Genomic DNA, 14,466 nt, shown 5'->3' with positions numbered 1-14,466 from the left:
CCCAGGCTAAAACTGGTGACAAGATTTCGCCCAAAAGTTGAATCAATCGTTAACTACAAATAAAAAGGGCGCTTTCTGTTTCCAGAAGGCGCCCCAGAAGCTGTGGATAACTCTGTGGGAATTATTTCATCGCGGCGATGAAGCGGTCGAACAGATAGTAGCTGTCCATCGGACCCGGGCTGGCTTCGGGGTGGTATTGCACGGAGAAGACCGGACGGTCTTCCATTGCAATCCCGCAATTCGACCCGTCGAACAGCGACACATGGGTTTCCTTCACGCCGGCAGGCAGCGTCTGGCTGTCCACAGCGAAACCGTGGTTCATCGAGGTGATCTCGACCTTGTTGGTGGTCAGGTCTTTCACGGGGTGGTTCGCGCCGTGATGGCCGTGGTTCATCTTGATGGTCTTGGCACCCAAAGCAAGTGCAAGCATCTGGTGACCAAGGCAAATTCCGAATACCGGCAGATCCTTTTTCAGGATTTCCTGAATCATCGGCACGGCATATTTGCCGGTCGCAGCAGGGTCGCCCGGTCCGTTCGACAGGAAGACACCATCGGGGTTGAGCGCCAGAACGTCTTCCGCCGTCGCCGTCGCCGGAAGCACAGTTACATCGGCCCCGGCCGAGGCGAGGCAGCGCAGGATATTGCGCTTGGCGCCGAAATCGATGGCAACCACTTTCTTGCCTTCTTCGCTGCGCGGCTTGTAGCCGTCGGGCCATGCCCAACGCATTTCGTTCCAGCGATAGGATTGTGCACAAGTCACATCCTTGGCCAGATCCAGACCGACCAGACCGGACCACTCGCGGGCCTTTTTGATCAGCGCTTCAATGTCGAATTCACCGTTCGGGTTATGGGCAATCGCCACATTCGGGGCGCCCAGCTGGCGAATCGCACGGGTCAGGCGGCGGGTATCGATGCCGCCCACGCCGATGCGGTTGCGCTTTTCGAGCCATTCGACAAGGTTCGAGGTGGCGCGCCAGCTTGACGGCTCGGTGGGGTCCCATTTGACGACCATACCGGCAGCAACCGGATCTTGGGTTTCGTCATCTTCGGGGTTCACCCCCACATTGCCGACATGCGGGAAGGTGAAGGTAACGACCTGACCGGCGTAAGAAGGGTCGGTCATGATTTCTTGATAACCGGTCATGGCGGTGTTGAACACCAGTTCCGCGACGGTCTCGCCGGTGGCACCGAAGCCTTTCCCGTAGAACAATTGTCCGTCCGCCAGCGCGATCAGCGCGGTGGGTTTTTCGGATGACTGGTGGCTTGCAGGCATGGCGCGACTCCCCGGGGCAAAATCTGCCGGAACCTACGAGGGTAGGCGGCAATGGTCAAGGCCCGATATTGAAAACATTATTTCCAACAAATACAGAGGTTTAGTGATGTTGTACCTTGGCCGGAGACGGAGTATCCTATGCTCTTCCATTAACGAGGGGTTTCACCGTGGATATGCGCGCAAAAATCAACGCAGCCTTGAAAGAGGCCATGCGCGAGAAGGATCAGGGGCGGCTTTCGACGCTCCGTCTGGTGAATGCGGCCATCAAGGATCGTGAAATTGCGATGCGGGGCAGCAATGAAGAACATGAGATCAACGATAGCGATGTCATGCAGATTCTCGGCAAGATGGTGAAGCAACGCCATGAAAGCGCGCGGGCCTATGAAGAGGGCGGGCGGCTGGAACTGGCCGAGCAGGAACTGTCCGAGATCAAGATATTGGAAACGTTCCTGCCGCGCCAGTTGACCGATGACGAGGTCAAGGCGGCGATCGATGCCGCGATTGCCGCGATTGATGCGCAGTCGATCCGCGACATGGGCCGTGTGATGGCGGTTCTGAAAGAAAAATATACCGGCCAGATGGATTTCGCCTCTGTCGGTCCGCGTGTCAAAGATCGCCTTTCGATCTGAGACGTGACAGGGCATAGCGAAAGATGGCGGCCTGGCCGCCATTTTTTATGCGCTGGCGACCTGTGTCCGGCAAGAAATGGCCTATCCTTGCGGTTGAGCGGGAACGCATCTTTAATCCTTTCATTGGCATTCTTTAATCGGAATCCAAAAGGGGTGAAGAATGGAAAAGCTCTCTGTTTCGCATGCGCGCGCGGCATCGGCTGCTTTGGCCGCACGGCGTGGTCAGCGTCAGGTTCATGACCTGCGCGGTATTTCACGCGATATGTATGACCAACTGACATTGGGCGAGCTGGAAGAGATGGCGCAATCCGTCTCGGTGCGAGGGATGTCCGATATCTAGAGCGTCGTAATGGGCGGAAATCCACAAAGCGAAAGGTGACTTTCGAAGCCGTGATTTGCCTTCGGCGCGCGCGCTGCCCACATCCATGTCTTTGTTCATTACGAGATATGGGGTGCTATGACCGGCTTTGGACATCTGAAAACCGGAATTCTCTGTCTGGCGGGGCTGATCGTTTCGGGCTGTAACACGTCGCTCGGGCAGGTCAAACAGGCGATGCCGGAGCGCGAGTTCCTGTCTTTTGCCAGCCAATCGGGCGGTGCGTTCACCTATGCCTGTGCGCGCGGCGCAACCGAGGCCGATACAAGATCGCGCGGGCAGAAGGCGCATCTGGCCTATGAGCACAAGATGGCTTCTTACGGGCCGACATTCGCCAAAACACTGGTTTCGGTTCTGGATTCTGGCGTATCGGATGCGGCGACATTGGAGGCAACCGTGAACGGCACATCAGACCGCTGGGCACGTTCGGCGGCATTGGAAGTGGAACGCCAATATAGATGTCTGCCGGTCGGCCCGAACCGGAGCAGCTCTTAAACCGGCCGTTCGAAGTTATGCGGCGGCGGCGGAGAGGGGAGCGTCCATTCGGCGGTCATGCCCTCCTGCATGGCAGCAGGGACGCGCCGCCCTGCCAGAACCGTCCACAGGATGATGCCCAGGAACAGCAAGAAGGAAAAGAACGACAGGAACGCTCCGATCGACGAGAGCTGGTTGAGCAGGGCGAACTGGTCCGGATAATCCAGAATGCGGCGGGGCATACCCTCTTGGCCCAGGATTTGCTGCGGGAAGAATGTCAGGTTCGTTCCCAGAAACATCAGCCAGAAATGCAGTTGTCCGGCCCATTCCGGATAGTTGCGGCCCGACATTTTTCCGATCCAGAAATAGAGGCCGCCGAAAAGGGCGAAAATCGCCCCGAGGCTCATGACGTAATGCGAATGCGCGACCACGAAATAGGTGCCCGCATGGTTGATATCGACCGGAGCGCCGCTGATCAGCAGCCCGCTCAACCCGCCCATGATAAAGAGGAAGATGAAGCCAAGCGCCCAGAGAAGCGGGGTCCGCCAATGCGGGCGCGCCTGCGCCAGTGTCATGATCCATGAAAACAGGATGACCAGTGTTGGTAGGCCGACAATGGTGGCGGCCAGTGTGAAGCCGCTATCCTCGCCTGCCATCAGCCCACGGGTGAACATGTAATGCGCCCATGTGGCAAAACCGAGCAGGCCGATGGCCAGCATCGCATAAATCGTGACTTTCTGGGCGTAAAGCGGGCGCCCCGAGAAGGTGGAGATGATCTGCGAGATAATCCCGAAGCCCGGTAGAATGATGATGTAGATCTCGGGATGGCTGAAGAACCACAGGATCTGCCGGTAGAATTCGGGGTCATCCTCGTGGATCGCATGCCGGTAGCTCGGGTCGAGCATCATGGTTATCGCTCCGGCCAGCACGGGCAGCGTGCACAGCACGAGGGCGGCTGTCACAAGGATCGACCATGCAAAAGGCGATGCGTCATGCAGCGTCACGCCGGGGCCGCGCATATTGAGAAAGCTGGTAATCATGTTGATCGCGGTCAGGATCGTCGAGATCCCCATCACGAATAGCGCCGCAATGGCCACCGGCACGGTATGGGCCGAAAACAGCGCGCCGATGCCCATGATGCAGGCCAGAACATATAGCTGGTAGGCGCTGCGGTTCAGGCGCGGAAACGCCAGTTCGGGTGCGCGCAGATGCAGCGGCAAGAGATAGGAGCCGAAACCGGCAAAAAGGCCCGGGATGGCGACAAAGAACATCATCAGCACCCCATGCGAGGCGGTCAGCACATCCCAAAGCGCGCTATTGGCGGAACAGGGGGCCTGCGTCGGCCAGAGCCGCGCGCCCTCGGCGCACAGATATTGCACGCCCGGTTCCATTAGCTCGAGCCGCATATAAACGGTCACCACCACCGAAATCAGCCCGACAAGAGCCGCAGTCACCAGATAGAGCAGACCGATCGTCTTGTGGTCGCTTGATCCGCCGGTCTGCGTGCCCTTCTGGCCATCTGTCGCGGGCAGGCTGCTGGCATCGGGTCGGGGCATGGCGTCTCTCCTCTGGGCCGTGCGGGGCCGGATCGCGCCCCGCATACAATCAATCCCTGCCAAAGGAAATGCCCGCCAAAGGCTGGCGGGCATGTTCATCGGCTGACATCTCTGTGGCGGGCTTATTTGGCCACGGATTCCAGATAGGCGGCAATATCGCCCTGACCTTTCTTGGCTTTGAAGGTCATGCCCGAACGCGCGGCCTTGTCGCCGGTTTTCTCTTCGAGCCAGGCATTGGGGTCGGTGATATAGACTTCGAGCTCTTCCTTGGTCCAGACAGCGCCGGTCGCGCCGACGGCCTTGATCGAATCCTTGTATTTGAACCCTTCAAGGCTGCCCACCTGACGTCCGATCACGCCATAGAGGTTGGGGCCGACCTTGCCCCCCTTGACGATGGCTGTGCCGTCGGGGGCCACGATGGCGTGGCAGGCTTTGCAGGCACGGAACTCTTTTTCGCCTTTGGCGGCATCCTGCGCGAAAGCAGGGGCGGCAAGGGTGACTGCGGTGAGTGTGGCAAACAGGCTAATCTTCATCGCTATTTCCTCGTTCGAACAGGTGGTTCTTTCCCGAACCGATCCGGACCTGCCTCCCGCAGGCCCAAATGCGCTTGGGGCGACTGTATCATGCCTGTAAAAAGGCTGTTACGGGATTTTAGTCCTGCTCCACAGGACTTTCGTCGAAAATCTCGTTGAAATGGGCCATGAGCGCGGCGTCCAGATCGCCCATTTCCACCGGCAGCCCCAGATCGACAAGGCTGGTCACCCCGTGATCCTTGATCCCGCAGGGCACGATTCCGGTGAAATGTTCCAGATCGGGTTCGACATTGATCGAGATGCCGTGAAAGCTGACCCATTTGCGCAGCTTGACCCCGATGGCGGCGATCTTGTCCTCGGCCAGCGCGCCGTCGATGCCGCGCGGGCGGTCGGGGCGCTCGACCCAGACGCCGACCCGGCCTTCGCGAATCTCGCCCTTGACGTTGAAATCCGCCAGCGCCGAGATCACCCAGTCTTCCAGCTTCTTGACAAAGCCGCGCACGTCGCGCCCGCGTTTGTTAAGGTCCAGCATGACATAGGCGATGCGTTGGCCCGGCCCGTGATAGGTATATTGCCCGCCACGTCCTGCCTCGAAAACCGGAAAGCGGTCGGGGTCCACCAGATCTTTCCGCTGCGCGGACGTGCCTGCCGTATAAAGGGGCGGGTGCTCAAGAAGCCAGATCGCTTCCTCTGCCTCACCGGCATGAATCGCGGCGACCCGCGCTTCCATGAAGGCAAGCGCCTCTTCATAGGGAACGGGCTGATCTGCGTGAATCCATTCGACCATGGCATCCTCCGATTTTTCCCCCTGATGTCGCGCTTTCGGGCCTTGGATGCAAGGGCAGAACGCCTTGCGCAAAAGGCCCATCGCGCAGGGATCAAAGAAAAAATCCGGCAAACGCATTTTTCCTCTTTTCAAGCTCGCAGACAGCCGCTAGATAGCCCTCACCAAGCCAGAGACAGTGCGGTCGTGGCGGAATTGGTAGACGCGCAGCGTTGAGGTCGCTGTGGGGTAACTCCCGTGGAAGTTCGAGTCTTCTCGACCGCACCATTTCTCTGAAGGAAATTTGTCCTTCAGAGTCATAATGTTGGTGATAATCAACAACATTCGTATAGTTCTCCTGTTGCAAATCGTCACACAGAACGTCACGCTGCGTTGTGTGACGTTTGACGTTTAGGTGACGCCGTGGCCCTTCCAAAAGTTCCCGATACGATCCAGTTACGGGGGAAGTATCATGTGAAAATTCGCGTGGACTCTCGCATCCGTAAGGAGTGGGACGGTAAAGACATTTATCAGCGTAGCCTAAAGACCTCTGACCCCGCGCAAGCGAAGCGGGAGGTTCGTGCCATTCGCGCGATTATGGATGCGCAAATAGATAAAGCCAAAGCTGCAGAGGGCATAGAGGCGCTCAAACGAAACCTTACAAAAGATCAACGAGCGCTTCTTGATCGCTCTGGTGGAGTGGATGGGCTCTTAGCTTCGTTTGAGCGAGGTAAGATCGCTTTAGCCTTTCGGCAGGCTGGCGTTCCCGCTGACGCGGGGGATATTGATGTTGAAACCTATGCTAATGGAGCGCCCTATAAGCTCGAAGTAGGTGGTCTCTCCTCGGCAGAAGAGTTAGCAATCGCTAAGGCGGAACACTGCGCTGGGTCCAATGAGCTTCGTGCACAGGTGAATGCTGAAGGTCGGGCTCTGCGGCAATTGGGGCAGAATGTTGCACTCATCGGTGACGTGTTCAGTTTGCGTGATCTGGTCGAGGAATGGGCTCCAGCGGTTGATCCTCAAACCGCAGATTCAGCTCGTTATTTCGTGCGCCGATTTACAGAGATGCATGGCGAAATAGCAGTCAAAGATCTTACAGCAGCTCATCTGCGCGATTTTTTGAAGGCCGTAAAAGGGCTCCCCAAAATTACATCGGGTAAGCTAGATGATGGCCGCTTTGTTCGTGATCTATCGCTGGATGAGGCGGTGAAATGGGCTAAGAGCAATCGCAGAGAAACGCTTGGAGATGCGACGCTCGCCAAATATCACTCGATGCTTCGGCGTCTTCTCGCTTTTGCTGTCGAGCAAGGCTATCGTTCCGATGATCCTTGGAAGAACGTAAAACTAGCTAAAGTGAAGCAAAAGTTTAGTGCTCAGAGGATCGATGCCAGAAGGCCGTTCACTGCGGCTGAAGTTCGGCAGTTACTGGATTATGTGAGCCAGTCAGATGACCCTAAATATGGTCGAGAAACCGTTGATTATTGGGGTCCATGGATCGCGGCCCACCACGGCATGAGATTGCAAGAGGTCGCTCAGATTCGTCTTTGTGACTTTGAAATGCGAGATGGCGTCTTCTCAATGCAGATTACCGATGAGGGTGAAAATCAACGAGCAAAAAGCCGCGCCACGGTTCGGTGGGTGCCGGTCCATCCAAGGCTTTTGGAGATCGGGCTGCGTGAGCACATTGAGCGTCGCCGAAGCATTGTTTCTGATTGGCAAGCAGGTGCATTCGTGGAGTGGGCTCGATACGCAAAAGGTTATGTAGAGCTCACACCAGACGCTCGAGGGCGTGTTAGCTCGAATTATGGAAAGCGTTTTAATCGGTTGAGAGAAGAAACTCTCAAGATTACCGGTGAGAATGTTTCATTTCATAGCTTCCGGCACCGGCTTCAAGATGCTGCTGATAATGTAGGTATTCCGGATTCTCACCGAAGATACCTGACGGGCCGTGCGAACCCTGATGTAGTGGAAGGTGGATATGGTAACGGGGCGGCGATGCGATACTTGTTTGATAGTCTCGCCAAAGTGGATCCAATGGCAGACTGAGTTTCAGATATCTAATGGAAAAAATGAGCCCGCGTTTAGCGGGCTTTTCTATGTATTTAGAAAATTTGTGACCCGTTTTGTCGTGATTCGTGACAATTCAAAATTATTATGATATATATTTGTCAAGGGAAAAATAAAACGGAAACTCATGACTCTGACTGTATCGACCGATGACGTTGCTAGGGCTTCGGGAAAAACGCATACGACCGTTTTGCGATGGACTTCGGATGTGCCGAAAGTATCTGAGCCTGGTGCGCGTGCTCATCGTTACAATATCGCCCATATTTTGCCGCGCCTAAACGCTAGTCAATCTAGCACGCTTCTGGGACTGGCGCAGCATGATGCGGGCCTGTGGGTCGGCGGGGACGATATGCTCCCCGCCGCAGAAGGTGTATGTTCCTGGATGGAGCAGCACCCAATGATGCTAAAGCGCCTGAAGATGGTGCGCATTTCGTTTTTCAACGCGCTCGCATGCAAAATCGATACCGGACTATTGGTTTCGGATACTGAGCGTCTGCGGACCCTGTTGGTTCTATCGCAGTATGTGCTGCCCTTCCTAATCACAGGCGACAATTCAAGCTTGCCTGAGTTCTCGCTGTTTGCACCGACTTTTGCCGTGATGCATTCCTCTACACCTCGTGAAGTGGAGTTTTTAGCTGCCGCTTGATCGAATGTGGTGTCTCTCAAAACATTGCGCTCGGCGGACTAATTGATCGCCGAACGCTTCCTAGCGTCAGCTTGTAGATCCGAGAGGACTTCCGTTCGGTAGTCAACAGCTAACGCGCTCAAATTCCCAGCCGTTTTTATTGCTGAATTGCCGTCTTCAATCGCGAGGCGGCAACTACCAAAGATATGCTCTCTCGGCTGAAGAGCGTCAATCGGGCGGTGAATACACACCCCCAGAAAGTAAAACATGAAAACAAACTTCCAACGAATTATGGATGATGACCCTGAAGTGGCAAACCGTTTTGCTGCTCTCGCCGACACAGTCATCCAAGAATTTGCGGCTATGGGTGTCCAAATCACTGCCGATGAGCTTCAAGAAAATCGTTCTTTGAAGCTTGCCTCGATCACACCTGAGGCGGGTTTCAATCTCGACGCATGTTGTGAGGAGGCACGAAAGAATCCGTTGATCGGCAAACGCGTCTACACTCGCGATATTCGAGACAAGCTAGAAAGTGGTGCCGAAGACCTGAGTGGTTGGAGCCGCTATCAACGCATGGAGCTTGGTCGCGAGATTGAAAAAAACAAGAAGGCAGAATTGCCTCTGGTCGAAAAGGTTGATCCGGATACTCACGCGCAACGCCTACGTATTTTGCGTGAAATCGGCGATCCTCAGGCACGTATCAATCTAGCAAGAAAATGGGATATGGTATGAGCGTCTCCGAAATTATTCGCCATATTTCTAACAGCCCTGGAGGCCCCGCTGGCTGGGCGCAGTTCTTTGGCCGCGATAGGGTCACCGGAGTAACTTATTTTCTTCCAACCAAAGAAGAAGTTTCGCCCACTGACCTACTGGCCATTCAAAATCGATTTATCAAACGAAAGATCGAACTCTCGCCAGCCGCAAGAAGGGCAAGAGCAGCTTGTGATCGCACAACTATGCTCAACGATTAAAACTGACCGCGTTAGGCGTTAGCTTCGCGCCTACGCAAAAGTAGCTGCTCAGAACGCAGCTCTCGTCTGGTCCATCGGCGTCCTCGTGGACCACTTATCAAACATAAAACTCCAGAAACCTAGGTTTGCCTTCATGACCCTCTCACTCGAATATATCGAGCGCTCTCTGCTGCGCGAATACGCTGCATTGTTCTCTGACCGTTGCCATTCGAATAGTGGCAATTACACCGTGTCGGCTGAGCAAGTATCTAAAATTGAAACAAAAATTAGTGCTCGTGCATGTCGCATTGCGCTTCGTCTAGCTCAATTTCAGCCCGCAAGCGATGGGTCGGGAGCGTGGCATCGAGGGCGTTCTCCTGGGTATGCGAAGGAGTGCCTGCCGCTAAATATCGAAGACTTCGTAGCCGCTCGCGAACTTCTAGATCCAACGAATGCGTTGGGGCTCTAAAAAAGGGATGGCTGGTAACCGCGTTTGTATATCGCCAGCACATCTGCCCAGGAAGAGACGACTTGGACACGTTCAAAGGCTGCAGAAGGAAGAGTTATTAAATTTGGAGAGCAAAATCTCTGCTTTGATTCGCGCAGTAGATATCGCCCACTAAAAACTTGATCGGCCCTCCTCCAGCTTCAAGCTGAAGTTCTATGAAACAATATGCGCTTGAAGCTAAACCTTCGTCTTCAAGCCGACAAAGATTGTGCTTTTAAGTGCCGGATTTCGGCTTCAAGCTGAAAAAAAATCATTAAAAATCAAACGCTTGACTTAATTTCAATCATGTGGAAATTGTTTGGAACAGAAAGGAGGGATCAAACATGAGCAACAATTGTGAAGAGCACCTTATTCAAATCACTTCGCTACTTTCGGACGTAGCGCTTCAGCCTGTTAGTGAATTTACGAAAGCGACCATGACAAGTCTTGCTCGCGAAGTGCTGCGATTAACAGCACCACCGGCATCTGTGAAAGTGGCTTATCACTGATCCAGAAAGTGCCGATCTAACACGTATGTTGAACGTAAAACGCGCTTAGAGCGCATACCGCGTTCTGACGAAAATCGACGTAACTCAAACACATGAGAAGAATGAACTCGTCTTGCGGGAATGGATACCCATGCCTGCAACTCAGATAGAAGCTTAAGGAGCTAAACAAAATGACATATGACATTAACCCTGACCATTCTGATGAAACGGTCGCATTCCAAGGTGGATCTCACAATTTTGACGATGTTGGGATTCTTGAGGGTCAGGAGAGTGACGAGAGAGTAAGGAAAAGTCAGGTAGCTCTATCGTCCTCGGCGAATCCATCGGCAAAACGCGTAAAGCGAAAGCTATGGAGACCATGTATGCAATGGGGATTGATATCGACGCAGGCGCTGCGCTTGATGACGTGATCGCGATGGTGGAAGAGAAGGGCCTATTTGCGCTGATCTATACATCGCACAGCCATGGTAAGCGTGGTCTGCAGCTCAAATATGATGACGTTCTCCGCAAGCTCAAGATCGGGCCGGATGAATTGAACCTTACGCAGGTTCAGCGCTACCTTCGTGACTTCGATAAGAACCGCTACGAAGAAAGCTTTATCCAAGGCATCGAGATCCTGCATATTAAAAAGCAGGTAAAGGATGGCGTTGTCATCGATCTTGATACGCCTCCTCTAGACAAGTTCCGTCTCATCTTCCCGCTGAAAGAGCCGGTGAAGATCGTTGATCTGGCAGGGACCCACGCGGATGCACTTGACTGCTGGGAAGACGCCATCACAGGTCTTGCTCAGAATATGTTTGGGATCCACTTCGATACGAGCTGCACCGACCCGTCGCGTCTGTTCTTTACAGCACGTCACCCTAAGAATGCAGATGACTGGTATTGCGCGATTGTGCGCGGGGATCCTCTCGACTTCAAAGACGTGAAGCCGATGAAGAAAAGCACCTATACAAAGACGCGCATCACTGGGGATATGAATGCCTTCGAGATCGCTGGCGGTGCTTTTGAAGAGGGTGCCGTTCCGCAGTGTGTGACGCCGTCTGGTAAGAGCCTGAATGACTGGCATTACAAGGCCGGTAAGCGGTTCCAGCTTGCAGACCTGCTTGAGGATTACTGCTCGGATCGTATCCGCGTCAGCGGTGGCGAAGCGCAGGGGCACGTCCATATCGAGTGCCCGTTCGAGAGTGAGCATACGCAGGAGGGGGGCACTGCGACGATGGCAGTCAATGCTCTTGACGCACAGCACGGATATTGGACCATCTTCTGTCACCATGACTCATGTCAGGGGCGGCATAAGCTCGAATTCCTTGAAGAGATGCTGCGGCAGGGCTGGTTCGACGAAGATTTGTTGTTCGGTGACTCGGTTTACCTGATCGAAGGCGAGGATGAAGAAGAACTGATCGAACTCGACGAACACCCGCTGGTAACTGAGGCCCGCGCTATTGTCGCTGGGGACTTGAAGGCCACCAAGAAGACTCGGGCGATCATTCGCAAGGCGTTGCCGGACACCGAAGCGGATTCCTTGAAGGGCCAGATTCGCGCCCTTGTCACGGATAAGGCAAACCGTGTCTTCGACCTTTCGACGTTCAACAAGATGTGGAAGGAGGAGGACGACAACCGCGCGGAGGATGATCGCGAAGCAGACCGGGCAGAGCGCCGCAAGTTGGGAATTGAAAGCGTCGTCCTCACGACTCCCTTCCGTGATCGCTGCGAAAACATCTACCGTCTAATGACCAAGGCCACCGACGCCCCCGTCATCTTCCACCACAACGGCCTTCTTGTTGACGTCCAGCACGACGAAGACGGCAACGCCCGAATGAAGGAGATCAGGAAGGACAGGTTCAAGTATCATCTGGAACGCCGGTTCGACTTCATCAAGGAGGACGAGTCCAAGCCCGCGCCCATGGACGAAGTGAATAATGTCTTCCACCGTGACCGGAACGGCTACCCCGCCCTTCATCGCATCATCGAGTCCCCGGTCTTCGGCTCGGACATGTCGCTGATTACCGAGCCCGGATACCACGCCGCGAGCGGCTTGCTTTATCGCCCCCGTGAGGGGGTGGAGGTGCCTCCCGTGCCCGAAGTCCCCAGCGACAAGGAGGTGACGCAGGCGGTGGGTGAGCTGCTCGACGTGCTGGCAGACTTCCCCTTCGACGGCCTGACCACGCGGGACGCAGTAATCGAGGCCGTGACGGGCGGCGAGAACGTGCCTTCGTTCTGTCACGCCCTGTCTGCCGGACTGACGCCCTTGTGTCGCGCCTTCATCAATGGACCGACGCCGGGGCACCTTGCCCGGAAGGACAAGCCCCGCACCGGGGCAACTAAGCTGCTGTCGAACGTGTCGCAGATGGCCATGCTCAACAAGATGGGCAGGCCCCAGAGTCTGCCTGACAGCAAGTCCGAGGTTCAGAAGACCTTGGTGGCATCAGCGGACAGCGGGGCACCGTTTATCTTCTTTGACAACCTGCCGGACAGCGGCAAGGTGGACTTCGGGGAATTGGCGGCGGCAATGTCCGCGTGGCCGGGGTATACTGGGCGGCGGCTGGGTGTGTCCGAACTGGTCGACGTGAAGATGGACGCCGCGTGGCTCTTCACCGGGAACCGGACTCAGCTCTCTTCCGAACTCGCATCCCGGATGCTCTTGATCAACCTCGACCCCAAGATGGAAAGCCCCGGCGACCGGGACGGCTTCAAGTATAACCTCGACGAACACATCCCCGCTAACGCGGGCCGTTACCTTCACGCCTTCTTGGTCCTTGTCCAGAACTGGAAGGCCAAGGGATGCCCGATGTGGAACGGAAAGCCTCTGGGTGGCTTTGAAGCCCATAGCCGTATCATCGGGGGCATCCTCGACGCCGCCGGGGTGATGGGCTTCCTTGGCAACCGGGAACAGATGCAGGAAGTCGGACGGGTCGACGCCCCCGAAGACATGCTGATGGATGCTCTGATCGAAGCGCACCTTGCACCTCGCGCCGAGAGCGTTCCGGGCACCCTGTTCCGTGTCTGGGGCGATGAGAAGCCGCCCCAGAAGACCAAGGATGACTCCGGGAACATGGTAGACGCACCGTTCAAGGGCTACCGTGTGGTTTCCATCCGTGACACCCTCATGGACTGTGGCATTGCCCTTGCGCATTCCGGCTATATGAAGGTCGATGACGGGAAGGTCTTCTACCCCGACGCTGCCAAGACGAACCTCGCAGCGCGTGTCGGCGCGATGGCTGGGGCGGTCAGGGAGTGGCGCGAGGATCGGCACGACGACAAGAAGCGTCAGGGGCGCTATGTCTTCCAGAGGGCGGGGAACGATAACAAGGGCACCCTTTACGAACTGGAACGGCTGGACCTGATCGAGCGGTAGGCCTTTGTATGACGCCCCCGGTGCGTTTCGGGTCTGTGGTGGACGTGGAAATGCCGGGGTTCGTCATAACCTCGCAACCTTTCAGACTGCGGAAACGCCGGGGTTCGTCATAACAGACCCGCTGAAACAGCCCGAAATGACAGGATGCAGGCCCCCGTTAGGGGGTCTTCGTCGGTTTTCCCTTTGTTTTCAATGAGGTAAGGGCGGTAAGGGGGTTACCACTGGGTTACCGAAATTTCCCTTTATTTCCAAGGAGGTAAGGGAAGGGGGTGGGTAAGAGCTTTTTCCGCTCCGGGCTATAGAAATGCGCGTTACTCGTTAGAGCGAGAGAGGGCGGAAGGGTAGGTCACGCTACGCTGTGATTTTCTATAATTACTGTTACAACCCCTTACCCTAGGGGGTGTCATTACCTTATTGAAAATAAAGGATAATTTCGGTAAGTCTTCGGTAAGGGGGTTACCGTTTTCTGACCCCTCCCTCCGCAAGGGAGATGGCCCGCGTTAGCGGGCTTGCCACTGCACAGTTTCCGTGTAGCCTTGAGCGAAAGAAAGGAATTCCCGATGGAATACGAAATAGTCCCTCTTACCATATCGCACCCTGAGCGCGGGGACGTCACTCTATACGAAGTTGTCGAGATCATCGCGGGGAAGCAGCATCGGTCACACGACCGCGCCCCGTTCTCCACGCAGGCAGAGGCCTCAGCATGGATCGCCCGTCAGTCGCGAGCGAACAACTAACCTTAGTCATATGGGAAAGAGCTGAGACGCTGGATAGTCCCCTGTTCGCCTCGCTCGACCTGTAGGCACACTACACCACTCTTCATCACTTCGATCATCATGACGCGGGGGCCGTATTGAACCACGGTAACG

12 protein-coding genes and 1 tRNA gene are annotated in these 14,466 nt (G+C 55.4%); 9 read left to right on the top strand and 4 right to left on the bottom strand.

Going from position 1 to position 14,466, the window contains the following annotated elements; all coding sequences use genetic code 11:
* Positions 1-121: 121 nt before the first annotated feature.
* Complete coding sequence (carA, locus tag WDB86_RS05725; protein WP_339109406.1) at positions 122-1,273, bottom strand: glutamine-hydrolyzing carbamoyl-phosphate synthase small subunit; 1,152 nt, start codon at positions 1,271-1,273, stop codon at positions 122-124.
* Positions 1,274-1,440: 167 nt separating this feature from the next.
* Here carA and WDB86_RS05720 point away from each other — a divergent pair, with 167 nt between their 5' ends.
* The 3 genes from WDB86_RS05720 to WDB86_RS05710 all read left to right on the top strand — a co-directional run bounded on the left by WDB86_RS05720 (position 1,441) and on the right by WDB86_RS05710 (position 2,773).
* On the top strand, positions 1,441-1,902 hold the full coding sequence (locus WDB86_RS05720; protein WP_339109407.1) for a GatB/YqeY domain-containing protein: 462 nt from the start codon (positions 1,441-1,443) through the stop codon (positions 1,900-1,902).
* A 160-nt stretch (positions 1,903-2,062) separates the two neighbouring features.
* Positions 2,063-2,242: a DUF3008 family protein gene (locus WDB86_RS05715; protein WP_339109408.1), complete on the top strand. Its 180-nt coding sequence runs from the start codon at positions 2,063-2,065 to the stop codon at positions 2,240-2,242.
* Positions 2,243-2,359: 117 nt separating this feature from the next.
* The gene (locus WDB86_RS05710) at positions 2,360-2,773 is read left to right on the top strand and encodes a hypothetical protein (RefSeq protein ID WP_406720505.1); all 414 of its coding nucleotides are present in this window, start codon (positions 2,360-2,362) and stop codon (positions 2,771-2,773) included.
* Here the strand turns inward: WDB86_RS05710 and WDB86_RS05705 are convergent.
* The 3 genes from WDB86_RS05705 to lipB form a co-directional block, all read right to left on the bottom strand.
* On the bottom strand, positions 2,770-4,308 hold the full coding sequence (locus WDB86_RS05705; RefSeq protein WP_406736862.1) for a cbb3-type cytochrome c oxidase subunit I: 1,539 nt from the start codon (positions 4,306-4,308) through the stop codon (positions 2,770-2,772). The genes WDB86_RS05710 and WDB86_RS05705 overlap by 4 nt on opposite strands.
* Before the next feature lie 122 nt (positions 4,309-4,430).
* On the bottom strand, positions 4,431-4,841 hold the full coding sequence (locus tag WDB86_RS05700; protein ID WP_406736861.1) for a c-type cytochrome: 411 nt from the start codon (positions 4,839-4,841) through the stop codon (positions 4,431-4,433).
* A gap of 118 nt (positions 4,842-4,959) precedes the next feature.
* Positions 4,960-5,709 (bottom strand): lipoyl(octanoyl) transferase LipB, encoded by a 750-nt coding sequence (gene lipB, locus WDB86_RS05695; protein ID WP_406737022.1) that lies wholly within the window; start codon positions 5,707-5,709, stop codon positions 4,960-4,962.
* Between the two features lie 96 nt (positions 5,710-5,805).
* On the opposite strand from lipB, the gene WDB86_RS05690 reads away from it, so the two are divergent.
* The 6 genes from WDB86_RS05690 (at position 5,806) to WDB86_RS05665 (ending at position 13,597) form a co-directional block, all read left to right on the top strand.
* Positions 5,806-5,892: transfer RNA gene (locus tag WDB86_RS05690), tRNA-Leu, on the top strand.
* Between the two features lie 186 nt (positions 5,893-6,078).
* Positions 6,079-7,650, top strand: coding sequence for a hypothetical protein (locus WDB86_RS05685; RefSeq protein WP_406736860.1), 1,572 nt, complete (start codon positions 6,079-6,081; stop codon positions 7,648-7,650).
* Positions 7,651-7,798: 148 nt separating this feature from the next.
* On the top strand, positions 7,799-8,317 hold the full coding sequence (locus WDB86_RS05680) for a hypothetical protein (RefSeq protein WP_406736859.1): 519 nt from the start codon (positions 7,799-7,801) through the stop codon (positions 8,315-8,317).
* A 246-nt stretch (positions 8,318-8,563) separates the two neighbouring features.
* Positions 8,564-9,028, top strand: coding sequence for a hypothetical protein (locus WDB86_RS05675; protein ID WP_406736858.1), 465 nt, complete (start codon positions 8,564-8,566; stop codon positions 9,026-9,028).
* Entirely contained in the window at positions 9,025-9,267 is a 243-nt protein-coding gene (locus tag WDB86_RS05670; protein WP_406736857.1) for a hypothetical protein, read from the top strand. The genes WDB86_RS05675 and WDB86_RS05670 overlap by 4 nt, the downstream gene beginning before the upstream one ends.
* Before the next feature lie 1,324 nt (positions 9,268-10,591).
* A complete protein-coding gene (locus WDB86_RS05665; protein WP_406736856.1) occupies positions 10,592-13,597 on the top strand; it encodes a hypothetical protein in 3,006 nt (1,001 codons plus the stop codon).
* Positions 13,598-14,466 lie beyond the last annotated feature (869 nt).

Source organism: Thioclava sp. GXIMD4215 (assembly GCF_045291555.1).
Taxonomy (GTDB): domain Bacteria; phylum Pseudomonadota; class Alphaproteobacteria; order Rhodobacterales; family Rhodobacteraceae; genus Thioclava; species Thioclava litoralis.
Note: the sequence above shows the minus strand (reverse complement) of the source record. Positions and strands in the feature narration are given on the sequence as shown.

Coding starts and splice junctions, on each gene's coding strand:
- carA (WP_339109406.1), bottom strand. CDS start 1,273: ATGCCTGCAAGCCACCAGTCATCCGAAAAACCCACCGCGCTGATCGCG.
- WDB86_RS05715 (WP_339109408.1), top strand. CDS start 2,063: ATGGAAAAGCTCTCTGTTTCGCATGCGCGCGCGGCATCGGCTGCTTTG.
- WDB86_RS05710 (WP_406720505.1), top strand. CDS start 2,360: ATGACCGGCTTTGGACATCTGAAAACCGGAATTCTCTGTCTGGCGGGG.
- WDB86_RS05705 (WP_406736862.1), bottom strand. CDS start 4,308: ATGCCCCGACCCGATGCCAGCAGCCTGCCCGCGACAGATGGCCAGAAG.
- WDB86_RS05700 (WP_406736861.1), bottom strand. CDS start 4,841: ATGAAGATTAGCCTGTTTGCCACACTCACCGCAGTCACCCTTGCCGCC.
- lipB (WP_406737022.1), bottom strand. CDS start 5,709: ATGGGCCTTTTGCGCAAGGCGTTCTGCCCTTGCATCCAAGGCCCGAAA.
- WDB86_RS05680 (WP_406736859.1), top strand. CDS start 7,799: ATGACTCTGACTGTATCGACCGATGACGTTGCTAGGGCTTCGGGAAAA.
- WDB86_RS05675 (WP_406736858.1), top strand. CDS start 8,564: ATGAAAACAAACTTCCAACGAATTATGGATGATGACCCTGAAGTGGCA.
- WDB86_RS05670 (WP_406736857.1), top strand. CDS start 9,025: ATGAGCGTCTCCGAAATTATTCGCCATATTTCTAACAGCCCTGGAGGC.
- WDB86_RS05665 (WP_406736856.1), top strand. CDS start 10,592: ATGGAGACCATGTATGCAATGGGGATTGATATCGACGCAGGCGCTGCG.